Origin of the sequence: Claveliimonas monacensis, assembly GCF_014982975.1 — a bacterium.
Taxonomy (GTDB): Bacteria; Bacillota; Clostridia; order Lachnospirales; family Lachnospiraceae; genus Claveliimonas; species Claveliimonas monacensis.
On record NZ_JADCKL010000014.1, the window covers coordinates 52986 to 75383 of the forward strand.

20 protein-coding genes are annotated in these 22398 nt (G+C 50.2%); 14 read left to right on the forward strand and 6 right to left on the reverse strand.

The features are described 5' to 3' along the window. Positions 1-15: 15 nt before the first annotated feature. Positions 16-855, reverse strand: a complete 840-nt coding sequence (locus tag INF30_RS13130) for a pyridoxamine kinase (RefSeq protein ID WP_226395544.1) — start codon at positions 853-855, stop codon at positions 16-18. A 247-nt stretch (positions 856-1102) separates the two neighbouring features. Here INF30_RS13130 and INF30_RS13135 point away from each other — a divergent pair, with 247 nt between their 5' ends. Continuing rightward, entirely contained in the window at positions 1103-2785 is a 1683-nt protein-coding gene (locus INF30_RS13135; RefSeq protein ID WP_226395545.1) for a phospho-sugar mutase, read from the forward strand. 54 nt (positions 2786-2839) lie between these two features. Here the strand turns inward: INF30_RS13135 and INF30_RS13140 are convergent, their stop codons facing one another. Continuing rightward, complete coding sequence (locus INF30_RS13140) at positions 2840-3514, reverse strand: Crp/Fnr family transcriptional regulator (protein ID WP_226395546.1); 675 nt, start codon at positions 3512-3514, stop codon at positions 2840-2842. Positions 3515-3639: 125 nt separating this feature from the next. Between INF30_RS13140 and INF30_RS13145 the strand changes: the two genes are divergently transcribed. From INF30_RS13145 to INF30_RS13190, 10 genes are all read left to right on the forward strand, one after another. Beyond that, entirely contained in the window at positions 3640-4542 is a 903-nt protein-coding gene (locus INF30_RS13145; protein WP_226395547.1) for a DUF3100 domain-containing protein, read from the forward strand. Next, positions 4543-4899, forward strand: coding sequence for a hypothetical protein (locus INF30_RS13150; RefSeq protein ID WP_226395548.1), 357 nt, complete (start codon positions 4543-4545; stop codon positions 4897-4899). Between the two features lie 51 nt (positions 4900-4950). Then, on the forward strand, positions 4951-6270 hold the full coding sequence (locus INF30_RS13155) for an amidohydrolase family protein (protein ID WP_226395549.1): 1320 nt from the start codon (positions 4951-4953) through the stop codon (positions 6268-6270). A gap of 33 nt (positions 6271-6303) precedes the next feature. After that, positions 6304-7050 (forward strand): sulfite exporter TauE/SafE family protein, encoded by a 747-nt coding sequence (locus INF30_RS13160; RefSeq protein WP_226395550.1) that lies wholly within the window; start codon positions 6304-6306, stop codon positions 7048-7050. 135 nt (positions 7051-7185) lie between these two features. Continuing rightward, the gene (locus INF30_RS13165; protein ID WP_226395551.1) at positions 7186-8538 is read left to right on the forward strand and encodes a D-alanyl-D-alanine carboxypeptidase family protein; all 1353 of its coding nucleotides are present in this window, start codon (positions 7186-7188) and stop codon (positions 8536-8538) included. Between the two features lie 487 nt (positions 8539-9025). Further along, a complete protein-coding gene (gene ileS, locus INF30_RS13170) occupies positions 9026-12172 on the forward strand; it encodes an isoleucine--tRNA ligase (RefSeq protein WP_226395552.1) in 3147 nt (1048 codons plus the stop codon). Positions 12173-12195: 23 nt separating this feature from the next. Beyond that, positions 12196-14676, forward strand: a complete 2481-nt coding sequence (locus INF30_RS13175; protein WP_226395553.1) for a glycogen/starch/alpha-glucan phosphorylase — start codon at positions 12196-12198, stop codon at positions 14674-14676. 44 nt (positions 14677-14720) lie between these two features. Continuing rightward, positions 14721-15614: a SpoIID/LytB domain-containing protein gene (locus tag INF30_RS13180; RefSeq protein WP_226395554.1), complete on the forward strand. Its 894-nt coding sequence runs from the start codon at positions 14721-14723 to the stop codon at positions 15612-15614. Between the two features lie 42 nt (positions 15615-15656). After that, entirely contained in the window at positions 15657-16454 is a 798-nt protein-coding gene (locus tag INF30_RS13185; protein WP_226395555.1) for a M23 family metallopeptidase, read from the forward strand. Positions 16455-16648: 194 nt separating this feature from the next. After that, positions 16649-16912, forward strand: a complete 264-nt coding sequence (locus tag INF30_RS13190) for a GIY-YIG nuclease family protein (protein ID WP_076781109.1) — start codon at positions 16649-16651, stop codon at positions 16910-16912. Between the two features lie 44 nt (positions 16913-16956). On the opposite strand, the gene trhA is transcribed toward INF30_RS13190, so the two are convergent. Next, positions 16957-17619 carry a PAQR family membrane homeostasis protein TrhA gene (trhA, locus tag INF30_RS13195; protein ID WP_226395556.1) on the reverse strand — a complete coding sequence of 221 codons (663 nt, stop codon included), beginning with the start codon at positions 17617-17619 and terminating at the stop codon, positions 16957-16959. Between the two features lie 221 nt (positions 17620-17840). Between trhA and INF30_RS13200 the strand changes: the two genes are divergently transcribed. Continuing rightward, positions 17841-18455, forward strand: coding sequence for an ECF transporter S component (locus INF30_RS13200; RefSeq protein WP_226395557.1), 615 nt, complete (start codon positions 17841-17843; stop codon positions 18453-18455). A 97-nt stretch (positions 18456-18552) separates the two neighbouring features. Here INF30_RS13200 and rbr read toward each other — a convergent pair whose 3' ends face one another. From rbr to INF30_RS13215, 3 genes are all read right to left on the reverse strand, one after another. After that, positions 18553-19089 carry a rubrerythrin gene (gene rbr / locus INF30_RS13205; RefSeq protein WP_076779967.1) on the reverse strand — a complete coding sequence of 179 codons (537 nt, stop codon included), beginning with the start codon at positions 19087-19089 and terminating at the stop codon, positions 18553-18555. A 144-nt stretch (positions 19090-19233) separates the two neighbouring features. Further along, positions 19234-19776 carry an NADH peroxidase gene (locus INF30_RS13210; RefSeq protein ID WP_076779969.1) on the reverse strand — a complete coding sequence of 181 codons (543 nt, stop codon included), beginning with the start codon at positions 19774-19776 and terminating at the stop codon, positions 19234-19236. 95 nt (positions 19777-19871) lie between these two features. After that, complete coding sequence (locus tag INF30_RS13215) at positions 19872-20267, reverse strand: Fur family transcriptional regulator (RefSeq protein ID WP_226395558.1); 396 nt, start codon at positions 20265-20267, stop codon at positions 19872-19874. 313 nt (positions 20268-20580) lie between these two features. Here INF30_RS13215 and INF30_RS13220 point away from each other — a divergent pair, with 313 nt between their 5' ends. Together INF30_RS13220 and INF30_RS13225 are read left to right on the forward strand one after the other, a co-directional pair. Next, a complete protein-coding gene (locus tag INF30_RS13220; RefSeq protein WP_226395559.1) occupies positions 20581-21522 on the forward strand; it encodes a C40 family peptidase in 942 nt (313 codons plus the stop codon). Between the two features lie 489 nt (positions 21523-22011). Then, positions 22012-22212 carry a DUF1858 domain-containing protein gene (locus INF30_RS13225; protein ID WP_033126123.1) on the forward strand — a complete coding sequence of 67 codons (201 nt, stop codon included), beginning with the start codon at positions 22012-22014 and terminating at the stop codon, positions 22210-22212. Positions 22213-22398 lie beyond the last annotated feature (186 nt).

Consider the following 22398-nt stretch of genomic DNA (forward strand, 5'->3'; position numbering starts at 1 on the left):
AAGTCCGGGCTTGCCCTAGCCCAGTCTTTTTTCCAGTTCCCGGCACAGCCAGGGGATCTGGGACTCGAACTCTGCACCGTACCATCTGGCTTCACTGGAGCGGGAAGTGACCTCAATACACTCCACCACATAATCAGCTGCCAGTGAGAGGGCATCTCCCAGGGAGAGACCCCGCATCAGTCCTCCAAAGGCAGTGGAGGAGTAGAGATCTCCGGTTCCGTGGTAGCTCTGGGGACATTTTTTTGTAAAGTATGAGAAAGAGTTTCCGTCCTGGTCTAAGCTGGCGATGCCCAGTTTGTTTGGCTTATAGCTGACGCCTGTGAGGACGGCTGTCCGGCATCCCAGTTTGAGAAGACGCTGCAGGAGCTCTGTGATGTAAGAAGGGTCATATTCTGTCTTATATGGCATTCCGGTAAGGAGGCAGCCCTCTGTGATATTGGGCAGGATCACGTCTGCTTTGGCACAGACCTCTGCCATGGCTGACGGGAAATCCTGGTCAAAGGCCGGATATAATTTTCCATTGTCCGCCATGGCCGGATCGACCAGGATCAGATTGTCCCGGGTGCGGAAATGGTCAAAGAAATCTGTGATCTGTCCGCACTGCTGGCTGGAAGCCAGATAGCCGGTGTAGATCCCGTCAAAGGAGATGCCTTCCTTTTTCCATGCCTCAGAGATGGGCTGGATCTGATCAGACAGATCTACGCAGGTAAAATTTTGAAACATAGTGTGGGTGGAGAGAACAGCTGTTGGAAGAATGCCGCATTCCACGCCCATAGCAGAGATGACTGGGAGAGCTACTGTGGTAGAGCAGCGCCCCACGCAGGAAATATCCTGAAGAGTAACAATTCGTTTCATAGTGTCGTACCGCCTCCTGATCTTATGATTGTACTGGAAATATAACAGAAAGTGAACTGGTTGAAAACAGCCAAAACAGTGAAAAATGACCAGACCAGTTTGAAAAAGACCGTGCAGCTTCATCCCAGGTGCGGGCGGGCAATACCTGATTTACAGATTGCCGTCCGGCGCCAAACATGGTATATTATTAGTAAGTGTTGTATTTTTACACAAAAAAATAAAAAAGCAAGTAGTAGGAGTGGTAAACATGTATCAGGAAGATTACAAGCGTTGGCTGGAAGCGGATCTGGAAGATGCAGATCTTCATCCTGAGCTGGCCAGGATCGAGGGAAACGAAGAAGAGATCAAGGAGCGTTTTGCGGTGGCTCTGAAATTTGGTACAGCCGGACTTCGGGGTGTTCTGGGAGCGGGGACAAACCGCATGAACATCTATGTAGTCAGACAGGCTACACAGGGTCTTGCCAACTGGGTGAAGACGCAGGGCGGCACACAGACTGTTGCCATCAGTTATGACAGCCGTCTCAAGAGCGATATATTTGCAAAGAACGCGGCAGGTGTTCTGGCTGCCAACGGCATCAAGGTCAGGATCTACGATGCGCTCATGCCGGTGCCGGCGCTCTCCTTTGCGACCCGCTACTATAACTGCAACGCAGGTGTTATGGTAACTGCTTCCCACAACCCTGCCAAGTACAATGGATACAAGGCCTACGGACCGGACGGATGCCAGATGACAGACGACGCGGCTGCTATCGTGTACGAAGAGATACAGAAGACAGATGTGCTGACAGGCGCAAAATACATGTCATTTGCACAGGGCGTGGAAGAAGGATGGATCCGCTTTGTAGGCGACGACTGCAAGAAGGCGCTCTACGATGCTATCGAGTCCAGACAGGTTCGCCCGAGTCTTTGCAGGACAGCCGGCCTGAAACTGGTGTACAGCCCGCTGAACGGATCAGGACTGGTGCCGGTGACACAGGTGCTGAAAGATATCGGCATCACAGATATTACCATTGTCCCGGATCAGGAGTACCCCAATGGATACTTTACCACATGCAGCTACCCCAATCCGGAGATCTTCGAGGCGCTTGAGCAGGGACTGAACCTGGCAAAAGAGACAGGGGCAGACCTGATGCTGGCTACAGACCCGGATGCAGACCGGGTGGGCATTGCCATGAAATGCCCGGACGGCTCCTACGAGCTGGTAAGCGGAAATGAAGTGGGAGTGCTGCTCCTGGACTACATATGCGCAGGGCGCATTGAAAAGGGAACCATGCCTGAGAAGGCAGTGGCAGTGAAATCCATCGTGTCCACACCGCTGGCAGATGCAGTGGCAGAACACTATGGTGTAGAGCTCCGCAGCGTGCTGACAGGTTTCAAATGGATCGGAGACCAGATCGCGCAGCTGGAGGAAGCAGGGGAAGTGGATCGCTTCATCTTCGGATTCGAGGAGAGCTACGGATACCTGGCAGGACCTTATGTGCGTGACAAAGACGCAGTGATAGGCTCCATGCTGATCTGCGAGATGGCAGCTTACTACAGGAGCATCGGAAGCTCTCTGAAGCAGAGAATGGAAGAGATCTATGCGCAGTATGGACGCTACCTCAACAAGGTGGACAGCTTTGAGTTCCCGGGCCTGAGCGGCATGGACAAGATGGCCGGAATCATGCAGGGACTTCGGGACAAACCGCTGGAAGATATCGCCGGATACAAGGTGGCCAGCGTGACAGATTACACAAAGCCGGAGGAGACAGGACTTCCTTCTGCCAACGTGCTGATCTACAAACTGGAGAACAACGAGACCGTGATCGTCCGTCCCTCCGGTACAGAGCCAAAGATCAAGATCTACTACACAACGCTGGGAAAAGACCTGGCAGAGGCTCAGGCAGAGAAAGACAAGCTGGCAGAGGCTATGAAGTCTGTGATGGCATAAGATTGCATGAAAAAGAAATCGCTGCAGCGGCTGCGGCGATTTCTTTTTTTATGGCTATTCTCTTTTCAGGTACTCCCTGGCCTTTTGCTGCTGCTCTTCTGTCATGGAGATCTTTCCCTTGGTGATCCCCACAAGTCCCTCCTCCTTCAGCTTGCGGATGGTCCGGTTCAGCGTCTTTACAGAAATCCCGGTCTCCTCGTGGATCTCCTCCCGGGTGCGTTTTACAATGCTGGAATGGGATTCCTCTATGTACTGAAGGATGTAGGCCAGGAGAAGATGCTGAGGCGGGTAGAACAGACGGTTGCCACGGTTGTAGGAGGAACGGTACAGCTTGTAGGCCACCTTCTGGGATACAAGCCGGAGGAAGTGGATGTCCTTTGCGATCCAGTCCTCGAAATCTTTTCTGGTAAAATAGAGGACCGTGCACTCCGTGGTAGTCTCAAGTGTGACAGAAGTGCGGGATTTGCCGGCAAGGATGGCCACCTCCCCCACAAAGTCAATGGGATCGTTTCTCTCGATCATAAATACGTTTCCATTCTCAAATTCATTGATGACCCGGTGGTATCCCTCACAGACGATGCCGAAATAATCCAGCTCGGCATCTTTCTGGTGGATGATGGTCCCGGGCGGATAGGTGCGGATGGTGCAGCGGTCCCGCAGCTCGTCGGGCATATAGCGGATATACGTTTCCAATTCCGGTACTTTTATCAGTAATTCTGGCAGTGTCATGACAAATCTCCCTCTTTTTTTACAGTATACAACAAAAACAGCCCATTTTTCCTTTTTTTATACAAGTTATTCTTATATAATACGTGAATGTTATAAGATATTTTAATAGAATGAGGAGAAATGAGATGAAAAAGGAGACCTACGCTTATCCATCTACTATGGCCAGAATGAAGGCAGAGTACAAGATCTTTATCCTGGCATTTGTGTTTATCGTGATCGCGGACAGCATCGGACAGATCCAGGTGCCGCTGGGGCCGGGAACTCTGATCCTGTTTCCCATTTTTTACTCCCTGATCATGGGAGTGATCTCCGGCCCTGAGGTGCTGAAGATCTTTAATAAAAAGGAAGTAAAGGCGGCATCGAAGCTGGTCATTGTGGCCATCTGTCCCTTTATTGCAAAACTGGGGATCAATGCGGGAGCAAGCCTTGAGGTGATCCTGTCGGCAGGACCTGCCCTGGTGCTGCAGGAGATTGGAAACCTGGGAACAATCTTCCTGGCCCTTCCATTTGCCCTGCTTTTGGGACTTAAAAGAGAGGCTATTGGAGCTACCCACTCGATCAACAGAGAATCGAACCTGGCTCTGATCACGGACATGTTCGGGCCTGACTCACCGGAGACGAGAGGAAGCCTCTCCATCTATGTAGTGGGCGGTATGGTAGGAACGATTTACTTTGGATTCATGACAACTATGGTGGCAGCACTGCATATTTTCCACCCCTATGCCCTGGGAATGGCGTCCGGCGTGGGAGCCGGGATCCTCATGGCCAGCGCCACAGCCAGCCTGGCGCTGATCTACCCGAATATGGCGGCGGAACTGTCAGCCCTTGCAAGTACCAGCGAGACAATATCCGGCATTACAGGCATCTATGTGGCGATCTTTGTGGGAATTCCTCTGACAAAGAAGCTGTACCAGCTTCTGGAACCGCCCATCGCCAGGCTTAGAAGAGAGCCCAGCGAGGTGCTGGAGAGCCGGAAAAAAGAAATGGATGCAAAAGAGAACAATGCAAAGAGCAGGGAGGAAAGATAGATGAGATACGCAGAGTGGGGAATTTTACTTGGCATCTCCGCGGCAGCTGTGGTACTGAGTAAACTGGTGCCTTTGCGGCTTCCCATTGTGGCCTACTGCTCCATCATCGGCCTTCTGGTAGCCAGCCCTCTGTGCCCTGCCAGGGAATTTGTCATTGCGTCTGCCAACAGCATTAATTTTACAGCTCCTCTCACACTGGTGGGAGCCTATGCGGGCATTTCCATCGGAGATCAGATCAAATCTTTTGTCAAGCAGGGATGGAAGATGATCATTGTAGGTGTTCTCGTTATGACCGGAACTTTCCTTGGATCTGCCTGCATTGCGCAGCTTGTGCTGTCACTGACCAACGCGATATAGAAGCAGACCAAGAGAAACTTTTATTGTGTAGATTTGATAGGAGAGAGGGATATGAAAACAGAAGCAGATCTTCTGATCCGGAATAGTGACTATCTGGATCCGGAATTTGAGCTGGCAGAGGGAAGGAGTATCCTCATCAGGGACGAGAAAATAGAAGCTGTCGATACAGCAGAGCGTCTGGAGGAAAAGTATACCTGGAAAGAGGAGATGGATGGAAGCGGGTGCATCTATATGCCGGGCCTTGTGGACAGCCATATGCACACCGGGCAGCAGCTCCTCCGGGGGAATGTGCTGGATGAGATGCCTATGATCTGGACACGGATCATGCTGCCCTACGAGAGTACACTGACACCGGAGAGAATGCGGCTGAGCGCCCGCATGGCCGCCGTGGAGATGATCCACGCGGGAACGACCGGGTTTATTGACGCAGGAAGTTATTTTATGGCAGAGGCGGCAGGCGTCTACGCGCAGAGCGGGCTGCGGGGAGCTCTGTCCTACTCCACTATGGATCAAAAAGGCCTGCCTGCATCCATTGCCATGGACGCAGAGACAGCCATCCAGAAGACAGATGAACTTTATAAAGAATTTCATGGACAAGGCAATTTAAAAGTTTACTACTCCCTCAGATCTCTCATTTCCTGCTCGGAGGATCTGATCCGGATGGCGGCTGAGAGGGCTACAGAGCGGCACACGATGCTGCAGGCTCACATGAACGAATACCCGGGAGAGATCAATTTCTATATGGAGAGGAAACAGATGCGCCCCTACGAATATCTGGACAGCCTGGGCGTGCTGGGACCGGATTTCCTGGGAGCTCACAGCCTGCTCCTGTCAGAGAGGGAGATCAGCCTGCTGTCAGAGAGGGGCGTGAAGGTGTGCCACTGTCCTTTCAGCAACTGCGGAAAGGCGGCGCCCAGGACACCGGAGCTTCTGGAGAGAAATATCACTGTGGGACTGGGGACAGACGGGGCCGCCCACGGGGGCCTGAGCCTTTTCCAGGAGATGAAGATCTTCCGGTCTGTTATGAATCTGACCTGGGGCGTGCCTCTTGCGGAGCCGGCTGTCATGCCGGCCAAGACCATCCTTGCCATGGCCACCAGGGGCGGACAGGCCTGCCTTGGAGGAGATCCGGACAGGGATGGAAAGATCTTTCCGGGAGCAAGGGCGGATCTGATCGGAATCGACAAGAGGAGGATCTACATGGCTGTGTACGGGCACATTGCCAACACCATCCTGGAAAGCGTTGGAAGCGGGGATGTGCGGGATTCTGTGTGCGGCGGAAAGATCCTTATGAGAGATTACCAGATCCAGACACTGGACGAGGAGAAGATTTACCGTGAAGCAGTCTCCTACAGAAATGATTTTGCATAAAATCCTGCAAAAACGGAAAGGATATCGACTTAAATGATAGAGTATTTGATTATTATTCTTGCAAATCTCCTGGTAGGAGGCATGATCGGGCTGACAGGGATCGCCGGATTTCTCCTGCCCATGCTGTACTCCGGATTTATGGGAATGCCTGCGGCGCAGGGGATGGCGCTCAGTTTTTTTGCCTTTCTGATCTCCGGCGTGCTGGGCTCCTGGAACTATTATAAGGCAAAAAACCTGGATGCCAGACTGGGGATTCTGATCAGTGCGGGGAGTCTGGCCGGTGCAGCTATGGGCGTCTGGCTGAACCTTATGATCGATGAGTCTGTGGTAAAGAAAATTTTGTATCTGGTCGTGCTGGTATCGGGCATTTCTATCTTGCTGAGAAAAGATAAAGAGAGAGGAAGAGAAGAGAGCCTGCACCTTCCGGCGGGAGTGATGGTGGCCTTCGGATTTGTGACAGGGGCTGTGTGCGCCCTGTCCGGCGCAGGAGGGCCGATCCTTGTGATGCCCCTCCTTGTGGTGATGGGCGTTTCTGTGAAGACAGCAGTGGGAGTGGCCCTCTTTAATTCCATTTTCATTGCAATCCCATCCTGTATCGGATACAGCATGCAGTGTGAACCGGAGACATTTATCACCCTTTTGGCAGTATCCATGGTCAGCCATGGCGTTGGAGTCTGGGCTGGAAGCAGGAATGCGGGCATACTGCGGCCGGAACCACTGAAAAAGGGTGTGGCAGTGTTTTCTATCTGTATCGCGATCTTTAAACTGATTACAGGGTGACAGGCATAGGGCGGAGAAAGTTTTCTGTTTCATAGGAAATTTGGCAAGAATACCCTGGCGGCTTTTTTTTCTGTTGTAGAAAAAGAGAAAATGGCCTATAATAAAAGGCACAGATTTCACAGGGAGAATAAAAAGATGAAAAAAGTTTTACGGACAGTGAGTTATGTGCTCATGTCAGTAATGATTGCTATAGCAGCTGTGCCTCAGACGGCCCGCGCCACGGCGCCGACGGATGCAGCCCAGACCCAGGGGGAAGCGAAAGATCCCTATCAGCAGCAGCTGGAAGACACCTACAAGCAGGAAGTACAGACCAACAGTCTGAAAGAGTGGCCCCAGGGGCCGGGAATATACGGCGATGCCGGGATTGTGATGGACGCAGAGACAGGGGCAATCCTGTATGGAAAGAACATTGATCAGAAGGAATATCCGGCCAGCATTACAAAGCTTTTGACAGCGCTTCTTGCTTTTGAATACTGTGATATGACAGAGGATGTTGTGATTACTGCGGAGAGTCTGACCTGCCTTGGAGATGGCTATGCATCTATCGGGCTTAAGGAGGGAAATGTCATCTCCATGGAACAGGCACTGTATGCCATGCTCCTGGCCTCCTCCAACGAAGTGGCGTATGCAGTGGGTGAGACAGTGGCGAAAAGCCAGGGAGAAGACTACCAGTGGTTTTTGGATGAGATGAATCGCAGAGTGGAAGAGCTGGGGGGGACCAATTCAAACTTTGTCAATACCAATGGCGTTCAGGATGAAAATCATTATACCTGTGCCAGAGATATGGCTCTTGTCGCAAAAGAACTCTTTAACTATCCGGAATTTTTTACCATCTGTCAGACAACAAACTACACAATACCGGCATCTGCAACTACAGAAGAGCACGTTTTCCAGCAGAAACATGAGATGCTGATCCCCGGATACAGCGATTACTATGAGTACGCTGTGGGCGGAAAGACAGGCTACACCACAGAGGCGAACAACACGCTGGTGACTATGGCGGACAATGGAAATATGAAACTTGTCTGCGTCACTTTGAAAGTTTTCCCGGGCCATGTTTATTCGGATACCAAAGCGCTTCTGGACTATGGATTCAGTAATTTTCAGCACACTGCTGTTTCCGCAGAGGAAAATGCGGAGGTGGCAAAGATGCTGGATACAGTCAATGTCACCATCCCTGCCGGATTTGAACTGTCCAGCCTGGATTCCAGCTTGGAGCAGGTCACTGGTGCAAACAGTGAAGGACTTCTTTCCTACACTTATGAAGACAATCCCGTAGGCCAGATTAAAGTGCAGGTGAACAAGGATGCCTCTTTTAAAGAGACCGGCGCCCAGGAGGAGGAAAAGGCATCCGGCAGCGTGTGGAAGGTGGTTCTGGTGGTCGCGGTGATCATCATCCTGATCGTGGCCGCGCTGATCGGATTTACCACTTGGCAGGAACGGCAGAGACGCAGAAGGAGACGGAGAAGGCGCCGTCGGAGAAGATAGAGACCGTGTTCAGTGAACCTTCAATATGCCGGGAGACAGTCATAACGAGGAAAATAAAAGGGAAACCCTTGACTTACCAGGGGTTTCCTATTATAATTTTAGCGTGAAAAAAGTAATAGTATGATGGAACCATATGAGAAAGACCGTGACGAAGACAGTAGGGCATGTAGGAACGTCAAAGCGAGCCGGTGATGGTGTAAGGCCGGTACAAGTAGGATGTGCCTGAATATCACTTCAGAGTCGCAGCCTCCGAAAAGAGCATGAGTAGGAGCTGACGGAGTCCGCCGTTACCGGAAGGCATATGATAGTATGTTAGGTGGTTTATAAATGAAGGGAATACGACTTTCATCCTAATTCGGATGAAGGTCTTTTTTTTCATAAATGTTCCAAACAATATACACAATAGCACAGGAGTTAGTGTAATTCCGGACGTAACCCTTTTAAAAAGGGTTACGTCCCCTGTTAACATTTTCACAAGGAGGAAGCCATGTACAAGAAAGTTTCAACAGACCTGAATTTCGTCGACCGCGAGAAAGAGGTCGAGAAATTCTGGGAAGACAATCAGATTTTTGAAAAGAGTATGGAGAACCGCAAAGAGGGTGAGACCTACACCTTCTACGACGGGCCGCCGACAGCCAATGGCAAGCCCCACATCGGTCACGTGCTGACCCGTGTCATCAAGGACATGATCCCCAGGTACCGCACCATGAAGGGATACATGGTGCCCAGAAAAGCGGGCTGGGATACCCACGGTCTGCCGGTAGAGCTGGAAGTGGAGAAAGCTCTTGGCCTGGACGGCAAGGACCAGATCGAGGAGTACGGCTTGGAACCGTTCATCAACAAATGTAAGGAGAGTGTCTGGAAGTACAAGGGCATGTGGGAAGATTTCTCCGGCACAGTAGGCTTCTGGGCAGATATGGAAAATCCATACGTTACCTACCATAATGATTTCATCGAGTCCGAGTGGTGGGCGCTGAAGAAGATCTGGGACAAGGGACTTCTCTACAAAGGGTTCAAGATCGTTCCCTACTGTCCGCGCTGCGGTACGCCTCTGTCCGCCCAGGAAGTAGCCCAGGGATACAAGGATGTAAAAGAGCGTTCCGCCATTGTCCGCTTTAAAGTAAAAGACGAGGACGCCTACATTCTGGCATGGACCACAACGCCATGGACACTGCCCTCCAACATCGGTCTCTGCGTAAATCCGGATGAGGACTACGCAAAAGTGAAGGCTGCGGACGGCTATGTGTACTACATGGCACAGGCCCTGCTGGACACAGTCCTTGGAAAGCTGGCCACAGAAGAGCAGCCTGCCTATGAGGTGCTGGAGACATATAAGGGAAAGGATCTGGAGTACAAAGAGTACGAGCCGCTGTACCAGTGTGCATATGACTGCGCGGCAAAGCAGAACAAGAAAGCGTTCTTCGTGACATGCGACAGCTATGTAACGCTGACAGACGGTACCGGCGTGGTTCACATTGCTCCCGCCTTTGGTGAGGACGACGCGAAAGTGGGCCGCAAGTACGACATGCCTTTTGTACAGCTTGTAGATGAAAAAGGAAATATGGGAGAGACCACTCCGTTTGCAGGTCTGTTCGTAAAGAAAGCAGACCCGGAGGTGTTAAAGGACCTGGATGCAAGAGGACTTCTCTTTGACGCTCCCAAATTCGAGCACAGCTATCCCCACTGCTGGAGATGCGACACACCGCTGATCTACTATGCCCGCGAGTCCTGGTTCATCAAGATGACAGCGGTGAAGGACGACCTGATCGCCAACAACAACACCATCAACTGGATCCCGGAGAGCATCGGAAAGGGCCGCTTCGGCGACTGGCTGGAGAATGTCCAGGACTGGGGCATCAGCCGGAACCGCTACTGGGGAACTCCGTTAAATATCTGGGAGTGTGAGTGCGGACACCAGCATTCCATCGGAAGCATCGAGGAACTGAAATCCATGTCCGACAACTGCCCGGACGACATCGAACTGCACCGCCCATACATCGACGAAGTGACCATCAAGTGTCCGAAGTGCGGCAAAGAGATGCACCGTGTGCCGGAGGTCATCGACTGCTGGTTTGATTCCGGTTCCATGCCTTTTGCACAGCATCATTATCCGTTTGAAAATAAAGAGCTCTTTGAGCAGCAGTTCCCGGCAGACTTCATTTCCGAGGCTGTGGACCAGACAAGAGGATGGTTCTACTCCCTGCTGGCCATCTCCACGCTGATCTTCAACAAGGCTCCGTATAAGAACGTCATCGTCCTTGGACATGTGCAGGATGAGAACGGCCAGAAGATGAGCAAATCCAAGGGAAATGCGGTGGATCCTTTCGATGCCCTGGAAAAATACGGCGCAGACGCCATCCGCTGGTATTTCTATGTAAACAGCGCGCCCTGGCTGCCCAACCGTTTCCACGGAAAAGCCGTTGTGGAAGGACAGCGCAAATTTATGGGAACACTGTGGAATACCTACGCATTCTTTGTGCTGTACGCGAATATTGACGAGTTTGACGCCACAAAACATACACTGGACTATGAAAAACTGCCTGTCATGGACAAATGGCTTCTGTCCAAGATGAATACACTTGTAAAAGAGGTAGACGACAATCTTGGAAATTACCGTATCCCGGAGGCGGCAAGAGCGCTCCAGGAGTTTGTGGACGACATGAGCAACTGGTATGTAAGAAGAAGCCGTGACCGTTTCTGGGCAAAAGGAATGCCCCAGGATAAGATCAATGCCTACATGACGCTGTACACAGCCCTTGTGACCCTGTGCAAGACAGCAGCGCCCATGATCCCCTTCATGACAGAGGAGATCTACCAGAACCTGGTGCGCAGCATTGATCCATCCGCTCCGGAGAGTATCCACCTGTGCGATTTCCCGGCTGTAAACGAAGAGTGGATCGACAAAGAGCTGGAAGCAAACATGGAGGAAGTGCTGAAGATCGTTGTCATGGGCCGCGCATGCAGAAATACAGCCAACATCAAGAACCGGCAGCCTATCGGACAGATGTTTGTAAAGAGCGCGGTGCAGCTTCCGGAATTTTACCAGGACATCATCAAAGAGGAGCTGAACGTAAAGAATTTAACATTTACTGAGGATGTACGTGCATTTACTTCATATACATTTAAACCACAGTTAAAGACAGTGGGACCAAAATATGGTAAAATGTTAGGTGGCATCAAGGCGGCCCTGGACGCAGTTGACGGCAACGCGGCCATGGACGAGGTAAATGCCACAGGAGCGTTAAAGCTGGATGTAAACGGACAGGAGATCACACTCTTTAAGGAAGATCTTCTGATCGACACAGCACAGATGGAAGGCTATGTGTCCGAGGACAACAATGGCATCACCGTAGTGCTGGACACAAATCTGACACCGGAACTTCTCGAGGAAGGATTTGTCCGCGAGATCATCAGCAAAGTACAGACCATGAGAAAAGAGGCCGACTTCGAAGTGACTGACAAGATCCATATCACCTACGGGGGAAGCGAAAAGGCTGAAAAAGTCTTCGCTGACCACAAGGAGGAGATCGGAAGCGAGACACTTGCTCTCACAGTAGAGAAAGCCGCACCTGCAGGATATGTGAAGGAGTGGAAGATCAACGGTGAAAAAGTGACCATCGGTGTCGAAAGATAAGTCTCTAAGAAAGGAATGGAAAAATGTATAATCCCAGATTTGAAAAAAAGGCTTTTAAGAAGGAAGTAGAACACAATGTAAAGACACTTTACCGCAAGACTGTGGATGAGGCGACGCCTCAGCAGCTTTTCCAGGCAGTGTCCTTCGCGGTAAAGGAGGCCATCATCGACGACTGGATCGCCACACAGAACCAGTTCAAGAAGGATGACCCGAAGACAGTTTACTATATGTCCATGGAGTTTCTGATGGGCCGGGCCCTGGGGAACAACCTGATCAACATGACAGCCTACAGGGAGGTAAAAGAAGCCCTGGATGAGATGGGCATTGACCTGAACGCCATCGAGGACCAGGAGCCGGATCCGGCCCTTGGAAACGGAGGCCTTGGCCGTCTGGCGGCCTGCTTCCTGGACTCCCTGGCAACCCTTGGATACGCGGCCTACGGCTGCGGCATCCGCTATCGCTACGGTATGTTCAAGCAGAAGATCGAGAACGGCTACCAGGTGGAGACACCGGACAACTGGCTCAAAGACGGCAATCCTTTTGAGCTGCGCCGGGAGGAGTACGCAAAGGAAGTCCGCTTTGGCGGAAATATCCGGGTAGAGTACGACGACGCTACAAACCGTACAAAATTTGTGCAGGAGAACTACGAGTCCGTTCTGGCTATCCCTTACGACATGCCTATCGTGGGCTACGGCAACCACCACGTAAATACTCTCAGGATCTGGGATGCCCAGGCCATCACGGACTTCCAGCTTGAGTCCTTTGACAGGGGCGACTACCACAAGGCTGTGGAGCAGGAGAACCTGGCAAAGACTATTGTGGAAGTCCTCTATCCAAACGACAACCACTACGCAGGAAAAGAACTCCGCCTGAAACAGCAGTATTTCTTTGTTTCAGCCAGCATTCAGGCTGCTGTGGCAAAATATAAGAGAACACACGACGACATCCACAAGCTGCCGGAGAAAGTGCTCTTCCAGATGAACGATACACATCCCACAGTGGCTGTGGCAGAGCTGATGCGCATCCTTCTGGACGAGGAAGGGCTTGGCTGGAACGAGGCGTGGGACATCACTACAAAGTGCTGTGCCTACACGAATCATACGATCATGGCAGAGGCCCTGGAGAAGTGGCCTATCGATCTGTTCTCCAAGCTGCTCCCGCGTGTGTACCAGATCATCCAGGAGATCGACCGCCGGTTCATCATCCAGGTGCGGGAGATGTACCCGGGAAATGAGGAGAAAGTAAAGAAGATGGCCATCCTCTACAACGGACAGGTGCGCATGGCACACCTTGCCATCGTGGCAGGCTTTTCCGTAAACGGCGTGGCACGGCTTCACACAGAGATCCTGAAGCACCAGGAGCTGAAGGACTTCTACGAGATGATGCCTGAGAAGTTCAACAACAAGACAAACGGTATCACCCAGAGACGGTTCCTCATGCACGGGAACCCGCTTCTGGCAGACTGGGTGACAGAGAAACTGGGAACAAAGGACTGGATCACGGATCTGTCCCTTATGTCCGGACTGAAAGAGTATGCAGATGATTCCAAAGCCCTGGCCGAGTTCATGGATATCAAATATAAGAACAAAGAGCGGCTGGCAGACTATATTCTGAAGCACAATGGCATCGAAGTAGATCCCCGCTCCATATTCGACGTGCAGGTGAAGCGTCTCCACGAGTACAAGAGACAGCTTCTCAATATCCTTCATGTGATGTACCTGTACAACCAGATCAAGGAGCATCCGGAGATGTCTTTCTATCCAAGGACATTCATCTTTGGAGCAAAAGCGTCTGCCGGCTATATCCGGGCAAAGGAGATCATTAAGCTGATCAACTCCGTGGCAGATGTGGTAAACAATGACCGCAGCATCAACGGAAAGCTGAAAGTTGTCTTTATCGAGGACTACCGCGTATCTAATGCGGAGATCATTTTCGCGGCAGCAGATGTCAGCGAGCAGATTTCCACAGCTTCCAAGGAGGCTTCCGGAACAGGAAATATGAAGTTCATGCTCAACGGCGCCCCCACACTGGGAACCATGGACGGAGCCAATGTGGAGATTGTGGAGGAAGTGGGAGCCGATAATGCTTTCATCTTTGGACTGAGTTCAGAGGAAGTCATTAACTACGAGAATTACGGTGGTTATCATCCCCAGGATATCTACCACAATGACCCGGATATTAAGAAAGTGGTGGATCAGCTTGTGGACGGCACATACTCTCACGGCGACACAGAGATGTACCGCGACCTGTACAACTCCCTCCTTATGAATCAGGGCGGCAGCAAGGCGGATATGTACTTTATCCTGAAAGATTTCCGCTCTTACGCAGAGGCGCAGAAGAAGGTGGAAGAGGCATACAAGGACAAAGAAGGATGGGCCAGGAAGGCTCTCCTCAACACCGCATGCTGCGGCAAGTTCACCTCTGACAGAACGATCCAGGAATATGTGGACGACATCTGGCATCTGGATAAGATCCAGGTGGAAGTGGACGAAACAGAAGAATAAACACACATGCCCTCTCATACACTACTGTATGGGAGGGTTTTCTTATGCGCAACAGACTGAAAAAAATCGGCTGCTACCTGATCATTATCGTACTGCTCCCCTATATAGTGACGGTTTTCATGAATGGGCCTGCTATCCCCACGGACACAACTGTAGATACCACGTATGTCAAAGTGAAAAAAGATGACACAGAACTGGAGCTGCCTTTGGAGGAGTATTGCATTGGACGCATGGCAAAAGAGATCCCTGCAGACTATGAGGAAGAGGCCCTGAAGGCCCAGGCAGTGATCGTTCGCACCTCTGTCTACAAGAGTATCAAAGAGGGAGGCACCCAGGTAGTCCTGGAGGATGATTTCTGGACGGAGGAGGAGATGAGGCAACAGTGGGGCAGCAGTTACTCCGGACATTACAGGAAGATGCAGAATGCATGGAATGACACAGAAGGACAAGTTGTCATGTACGGGGAAAATCTGGCTAATACGCCTTTTACAAGACTGACAAACGGAAATACCAGGGATGGGAAGGAGGTGCTCGGAAGCGAGGACTACCCCTACCTGAAGATCAAAGACTGCCCCCTGGATATAGAGGCCGCAGAGCAGATCCAGACAGTGACAGTGGATGATATGGATGCGGAGGTGACGGCCATGGACACGGCAGGCTATGTGACTTCCGTGCGGGTGGGACAGGAGACAGTAAACGGAGAGGAGTTCCGGCAGACTTACGGCCTGGCCTCCAGCTGCTTTATCCTGCAGAAATACGACGGGAAGCTGCGGATTACCACAAGAGGGGTGGGCCATGGACTGGGGCTGTCCCAGTACACGGCCAACGAGATGGCCAAAGAGGGGAAAGACGTGTCAGAGATACTGCAGTATTTTTTTGAAGGCACCGAGATTAAAGAGGTGGCAGAAATCGTTACAAATTCCCGGGATACAGAATAATGCACCCTGCTTCTGGCAAAAATATAGCCAGAGGTGATGAATATGAATAAGAGACAGAAGCCCTCAAAATCCAGAAGAGGAGCAGGCATTACTCTTGCTGTGTGCTTTGTGGCTGCCGCGGTCATGGTGGGAACATATACACTCCGGAATTATCAGGAGGCGAGGCAGCAGGAGCAGGCGCTGGCGGAGGAGAATGCCAGGACAAAGGAGAAGGAGAGCCAGGAGGAAGCGGGCAGCAGCCTGGTCATAAATACAGAGGAAGATCCGGCAGACGGGGCAGAGCAGGAGACACAGGGCAGCAGCACGGAAGATGCAGCAGGTGAGTCAGCAGACAGCCAGTCCGGCGCAGAGGCTGTGCCCCAGGGAAGCGCATCCGGCACGGGAGCCTCATCTCAGACATCCGGAGGAGCCGGAAATGTGAACTTCAGCGGGGAGAGCATACTCCTGTGGCCGGTGGACGGAAATGTGATCATGAATTACAGCATGGACAAGACCGTTTATTTTTCCACACTGGATCAGTACAAGTATAATCCGGCTCTCATCATATCCGGGGCAGAGGGGGACCAGGTGATCAGTTCCACCACAGGCATTGTGAAGTCCATCGATGAAAATGCACAGACAGGTACCACTGTGAACATCGATATCGGGAACGGCTATGAACTGTTCTACGGACAGCTTAAGGATGTGACAGTCAACACAGGTGACTATGTGGAGGCCAAGACTGTCATAGGCTACGTGGCACAGCCGACAAAATATTACAGCGTGGAGGGCTGTAATGTGTACTTTGAGATGAGAAAAGACGGGCAGCCGGTCAATCCTATGGACTACATGGCTGAGTAAAATGTCTGGGCTGCAGATTGCGGGGACGCTGTGAGGGCGTCCTCTTTTTTACAGCTTGCAGGGAGCGGACCGATTCTACTATAATAATGAAATGGGCGCAGAAGAAATGCGGAAAATATCTGGGGATAATTTGTGTAATGTGTGTGGAAAAAGTGGATAAGTCTGTGGATAACCTGGAAAAACAGGTGGATAAAATGGGAAAAAAGAATTATACATATATCGTGAAATGCAGGGACGGCAGCCTCTACACAGGGTGGACCAATGATCTGGAAAAAAGGATGAAGGCCCACAATGCGGGAAAAGGGGCAAAGTATACAAAAAGCCGTAGGCCGGTGACGCTTGTGTACTATGAGTCCTTTGAGACAAAAGAGGAAGCCATGCGCAGGGAGTATGAGATCAAGCATATGCCCAGGGAAAAAAAAGAGAAGATCATAGAGAGGGGCCGGCTGCAGGTATGACCAGCCTGCAGACCCGGCCCCGGATCGTTGTCTCCGTTTTTATCTTATAATACGAAAGCGTACATGACCACAAAGTGGCAGGCGCTTCCCGCCATCACAAAGAGGTGGAAGATCTCATGGCTCCCGAAGTATTTGTGCTTCCTGTTAAAAATAGGGAGTTTCAGCGCGTAGATGATACCGCCTATAGTGTAGATGATGCCCCCTGCCAGAAGCCATCCGAATGCCGCCGGAGACAGGGCGTTCAGGATCTGTGTGAATGCCAGCACGCAGGTCCAGCCCATGCCGATATACAGGACCGAAGATACCCACTTGGGACAGTATACCCAGAACGCCTTCAGGACAATGCCCAGAATGGCGATGCCCCAAACAATGGAGAGCAGGATAATGCCGGTCCGGTTCTTGAGGACCAGGAGGCAGATGGGCGTGTAGCTGCCTGCTATGAGAACAAAGATCATCATGTGATCTATTTTTTTCAGGATGGTGTTCACTTTTTTGGAACGGTCGAATGTGTGGTATGTGGTGCTGGCCGCATAGAGAAGGATCAGGCTCACCGCGTAGACCGCTATAGAGATCACATAAATTCTGCTGGGTTCGTGCATAGCCTTGATAAGAAGAGGAACTGCCGCAAAAATGGCCATCAGCATGCCGATGAAGTGTGTGATCGCACTTCCAGGATCTTTTACATGTGTCTTAATTATCTGTGCCATAACCATACCTCCTAGAAATGAATATTATTGAAAGTAGTTTTTAAAACCATGTTATGCATTTGTATCTATTATAACCCCTAAAATGAAAAAAGCAACAGAAGAAACCGGGAATTTTTTCTTAATTTTAAAACTGGATTGGTTAAAAAAGTTAAAACTGGCTGTTTATACAAAGCCACACTGGTGCTATGATAGACATACGATATAGGAAAGGAAGTAATCGTATGGAACAGAGAAATCAGACAGTTATGAAACTTGCGCAGACAGCGATCCTTGCCGCTCTGTGCTATGTGTCATTCACATATCTTCAGATCAAGATCCCCATGCCGGGCGGTGATGCCACATCTCTTCACATAGGAAATGCATTCTGCGTGCTGGGAGCCCTTCTGCTGGGCGGATGGTACGGCGGCCTGGCCGGAGCCATCGGGATGGGATTTGCGGATATCATGGATCCCATCTACATCACCGGAGCGCCCAAGACTTTTCTGCTGAAGCTGTGCATCGGGCTCATTACAGGGCTGGTGGCCCACAGGATCGCAAAGATAGGCGAGAGCAGTGACAAGGCGTATGTGGCAAAGTGGAGCACTATTGCAGCCATTGCGGGACTGGGATTTAATGTGGTGGCCGATCCGATCGTGGGATATTTCTACAAGATGTACATTTTAGGCCAGCCCCAGCAGATGGCAGAGGTGCTTGCAAAATGGAGTACAGCGACCACATTTGTCAATGCTGTCGTGTCCGTGATCCTTGTGTCTGTCCTGTACAATGCGGTGCGGCCCATTCTTTTAAGGAGCGGCCTGATGGCCGGGACATCCGGGCATGTGCGGCCAACAGCGTAGGTATGATCGGCAGATATAAGACAAGAGGAATACACAAAAGCGCCCGCCCGGGATCAGATCTCCCAGGCGGGCGCTTTGCCGTACATTTCTTTTGATTTTAATAGTTCTCAGCTTTTCTCTCAAAGTAAGCCTTCGGATGATTACATACCGGGCACACTTCCGGTGCTTCCTCGCCGTAGTAGATGAAGCCGCAGTTGCCGCACTTCCATCCAAGAGGTGCCTCACCCTTGAATGTCTCGCCAGCTAAGTAGTGCTCGAGAAGTCTCTTGTAGCGTGCCTCGTGAGCAGCCTCGACTCTTGCTACGCCCTCGAATTTTTCAGCCAGCTCCTCAAAACCTTCCTCTCTTGCCTCCTTGGCCATACGCTTGTACATGTCTGTCCACTCGTAGTTCTCGCCCTCAGCGGCATCCTTCAGGTTCTCAGCAGTGTCGCCGATGCCGTGGAATTCCTTGAACCACATCTTTGCGTGCTCTTTCTCCTGGTTTGCAGTCTCCTCAAAGATGTTTGCCATCTGTACAAAGCCTGCTTTTCTGGCAGCGCTTGCATAGTAAGTATACTTGTTGCGTGCCTGTGACTCGCCTGAGAATGCTTCCATAAGGTTCTTTTCTGTTTTGGTTCCTGCGTATTTGGACATATTTTTTCCCTCCTGTAGTATAAGTTAAGTGAAATAAAAGTGCTATTTGTGAAATAAGGCTTGCAGAACTGTCATCCTGCAAGCCTTGTGTAAGCGTCTGTCTGTGACGACAATATGATTGATCTGTATGGCCGGAAATTTATCTTAGCCAAAGTATCTCTTGAGGAGTCCCTCGAAAGCTTTTCCGTGACGGGCCTCGTCCCTTGCCATCTCGTGAACTGTGTCATGGATTGCGTCAAGGTTTGCAGCTTTTGCACGTTTTGCAAGATCAAATTTACCAGCTGTAGCGCCGTTCTCAGCGTCTACACGCATCTCAAGGTTCTTCTTTGTGCTGTCTGTAACAACTTCGCCAAGCAGCTCAGCAAATTTAGCAGCATGCTCTGCTTCTTCCCAGGCGGCTTTCTCCCAGTAAAGGCCGATCTCCGGATAACCCTCTCTGTGAGCTACTCTTGCCATAGCCAGGTACATACCAACTTCTGTACACTCTCCCTCGAAGTTAGCGCGAAGGTCTGCAAGGATGTCCTCGCTTACGCCCTGTGCAACACCTACAACGTGCTCAGCAGCCCACTCTCTGTCGCCTGTCTGCTCTTTGAACTTCTCAGCAGGTGCATGACAGACTGGACACTCAGCCGGTGCTGCCTCTCCTTCATAAACATAGCCACATACTGTACAAACAAATTTTTTCATGTCTTTCTACTTCCTTTCTTTTTATTTTTTTATATTTTAATATCAGTAATTGTTACTGATATTAATTTACACCTTTTTGCTCTGATTGTCAACACTTATTTTGTATTCTTTTTCATACAATCTCTGCATGTCCCGTAGAACAATGCAGTGTGATGGTCTATATACCCATCAAAACACTTTTCCGCAAGTTTGTCAATGGAATCCAGAGGTTCCATTTCCAGATCGATCACCCTGCCGCAGGAGGTACATATTACATGATAATGTGGATTGGTCACTGCATCAAAGCGGTCGCCGCCGTCCGGTGTTGTGATCTTCGTGATCTCTCCGATGTCGGCGAGCAGGTTCAGGTTGCGGTAGACTGTTCCCAGACTGATGCGGGGAAATTCTTCGCGCACATGCATGTAGACAGTGTCAGCGGTAGGATGTTCTTTTGTGCCTGCAAGAAATTCCTTGATAGCCTCCCTCTGCCGGCTGTATTTCAGAGTTGCCATATGCCAGCCTCCTTTCTGATATAAAATAATGAAAACTGCAATCAATTAATAACGATAATGATTACTATATCTTTATTATAACAGCTTTGATCCAAAAGTCAACGGAGAATTTTGTGTGTAACAATTTGTAACATTTATCGACAGGAAATATATGGGAAATTAAGAAAAACATAATATTATGACGCGCGAAAGCCTGGAATACTATGTTGACAAACTGTGTCCACGTTGCTATAATCTTATCGTAACATTTGTAACAATTCTGTAATATTTACAAAAGATAAGAAAACATAAACAATAAGTTAGGAGGCTGTTTATGAATTCTGCTTTTAAAAGAGGATTGTTCATAGTTACTTTAACTGGAGTTATCTCAATTTCCGGGGAGAGGGCCGAGGCGTCTGAAGAGATCACAGAGATGTCCCTGCCTGGCGTGGGAATTGAGGCGGTGCTGGATAACTGCACTGCGTCGGACAGCGATATAGACGTGGAGAGTTATCTTGTTCCGAGTGAAAAGGGTGAGTATTCAAATATGGCGTTCGCAAACGTAAGTACAGATACGTTTCTGTTTGTGCGGAGCGAACCAACGACAGAGAGCGAATGGGTTGGAAAGCTGTACACCGACTATGCGGCGAAGGTCACAGGTCCTGTGGGTGAGTGGACGAAGATCGAAAGCGGATCCGTCAGCGGCTATGTGTACACGCAGTATATTATAATAGGAAACAACGCGCAGCAGAAAGCCCAGGAGCTGATACAGTCTTCCGAAGGCCAGAGTGAGGAGAGCGCATTCAAGTACGCGGTCTCCAGGCAGGAGGAAGAAGAACGGATTGCCAGGGAGGCGGCTGAGGCGGCTGCGGCCCAGGCGGAGGCCCAGAGACAGGCAGCTGAGGCTGCAGCCCAGGCCCAGGCATCTCAGGCGGGGACAGGGCAGGCGATCGTGGATTATGCCTGTCAGTTTATCGGAAATCCCTATGTCTGGGGTGGGACAAGCCTGACAAACGGTGCGGACTGTTCCGGTTTTGTGCAGTCTGTATACGCGCATTTCGGCATCAGTCTTCCCAGAACAACATGGGACCAGGAATACGCAGGCACGCCCGTCAGCTATGACCAGGCTATGCCCGGAGACCTGATCCTGTATGAAGGCCATGTGGGGATCTATATGGGAGACGGTCAGATCGTAAATGCCATCAATCCTTCCAAAGGCATTGGAGTCATACCTGCCACCTGTATGCAGATCAAGACAGTGAGGCGTGTCATCTGAGAAAAAGCGGCAGAGAGCCGGGCGGAGAGAAAAAGATCCGCCCGGCTTTCGCTGGTGTATGGCCTTCTTGCTACCGGCGGAGCTGTGAAGACAGTATACATAGGGATAATAATTTTATGTCGTATTTCAAAAATCGAAATAATGTGCAATTTACACAAATTTGTAAAAAGTTGTAAAAAAATAGAAAAAACACTTATCCAAGTTATCCACATAAAAAAACAGGAAAAAGGAGGAAAAATCGAAGTTTTTGAAAACTTATCCACATTATCCACATCGAAATCCACAAATTTGGTGGATTACTTATGGTAAACAAAAGAACGGATGTTTTGTGGAGAAATGATAAAAATTTGTTTTTGTCGAAAAATCGGAGATGGAAACTTGACAAATAAATAACCAGAATTTTACGAGAAATTGATTTTAAATGTTTACACAATGGGTCAAAGCGGATATAATAAGGAATACTGAAAGATAAAGGAGGCGTAACAAAAGATGGTAACGAAAGAAATGACTATCGGCGAAGTGCTGAACATCAACATGGACATTGCACCGATCCTCATGGAAATCGGAATGCACTGCCTGGGCTGCCCTGCATCACAGGGAGAGTCTCTGGAAGAGGCTGCAATGGTACATGGCATTGACGCAGATTTACTGGTAGAGAAGATCAATGCATTTCTGAAAGCGAATGCATAGGGATGCGTTCATAATCGTTTGTTGATACAGTAAATATAAAAAGAGAGCGGCCGCTTAACGGCCAATGTCATTTAGTTAAGGCATTAGCAGAGCGGTTCTTACAGAGCAAGGTATATAGAGATATGTACCCTGCTCTTTTTTACGTATATTTCAAAAAAATACTTGACAAACATAGAAAAATTTGCG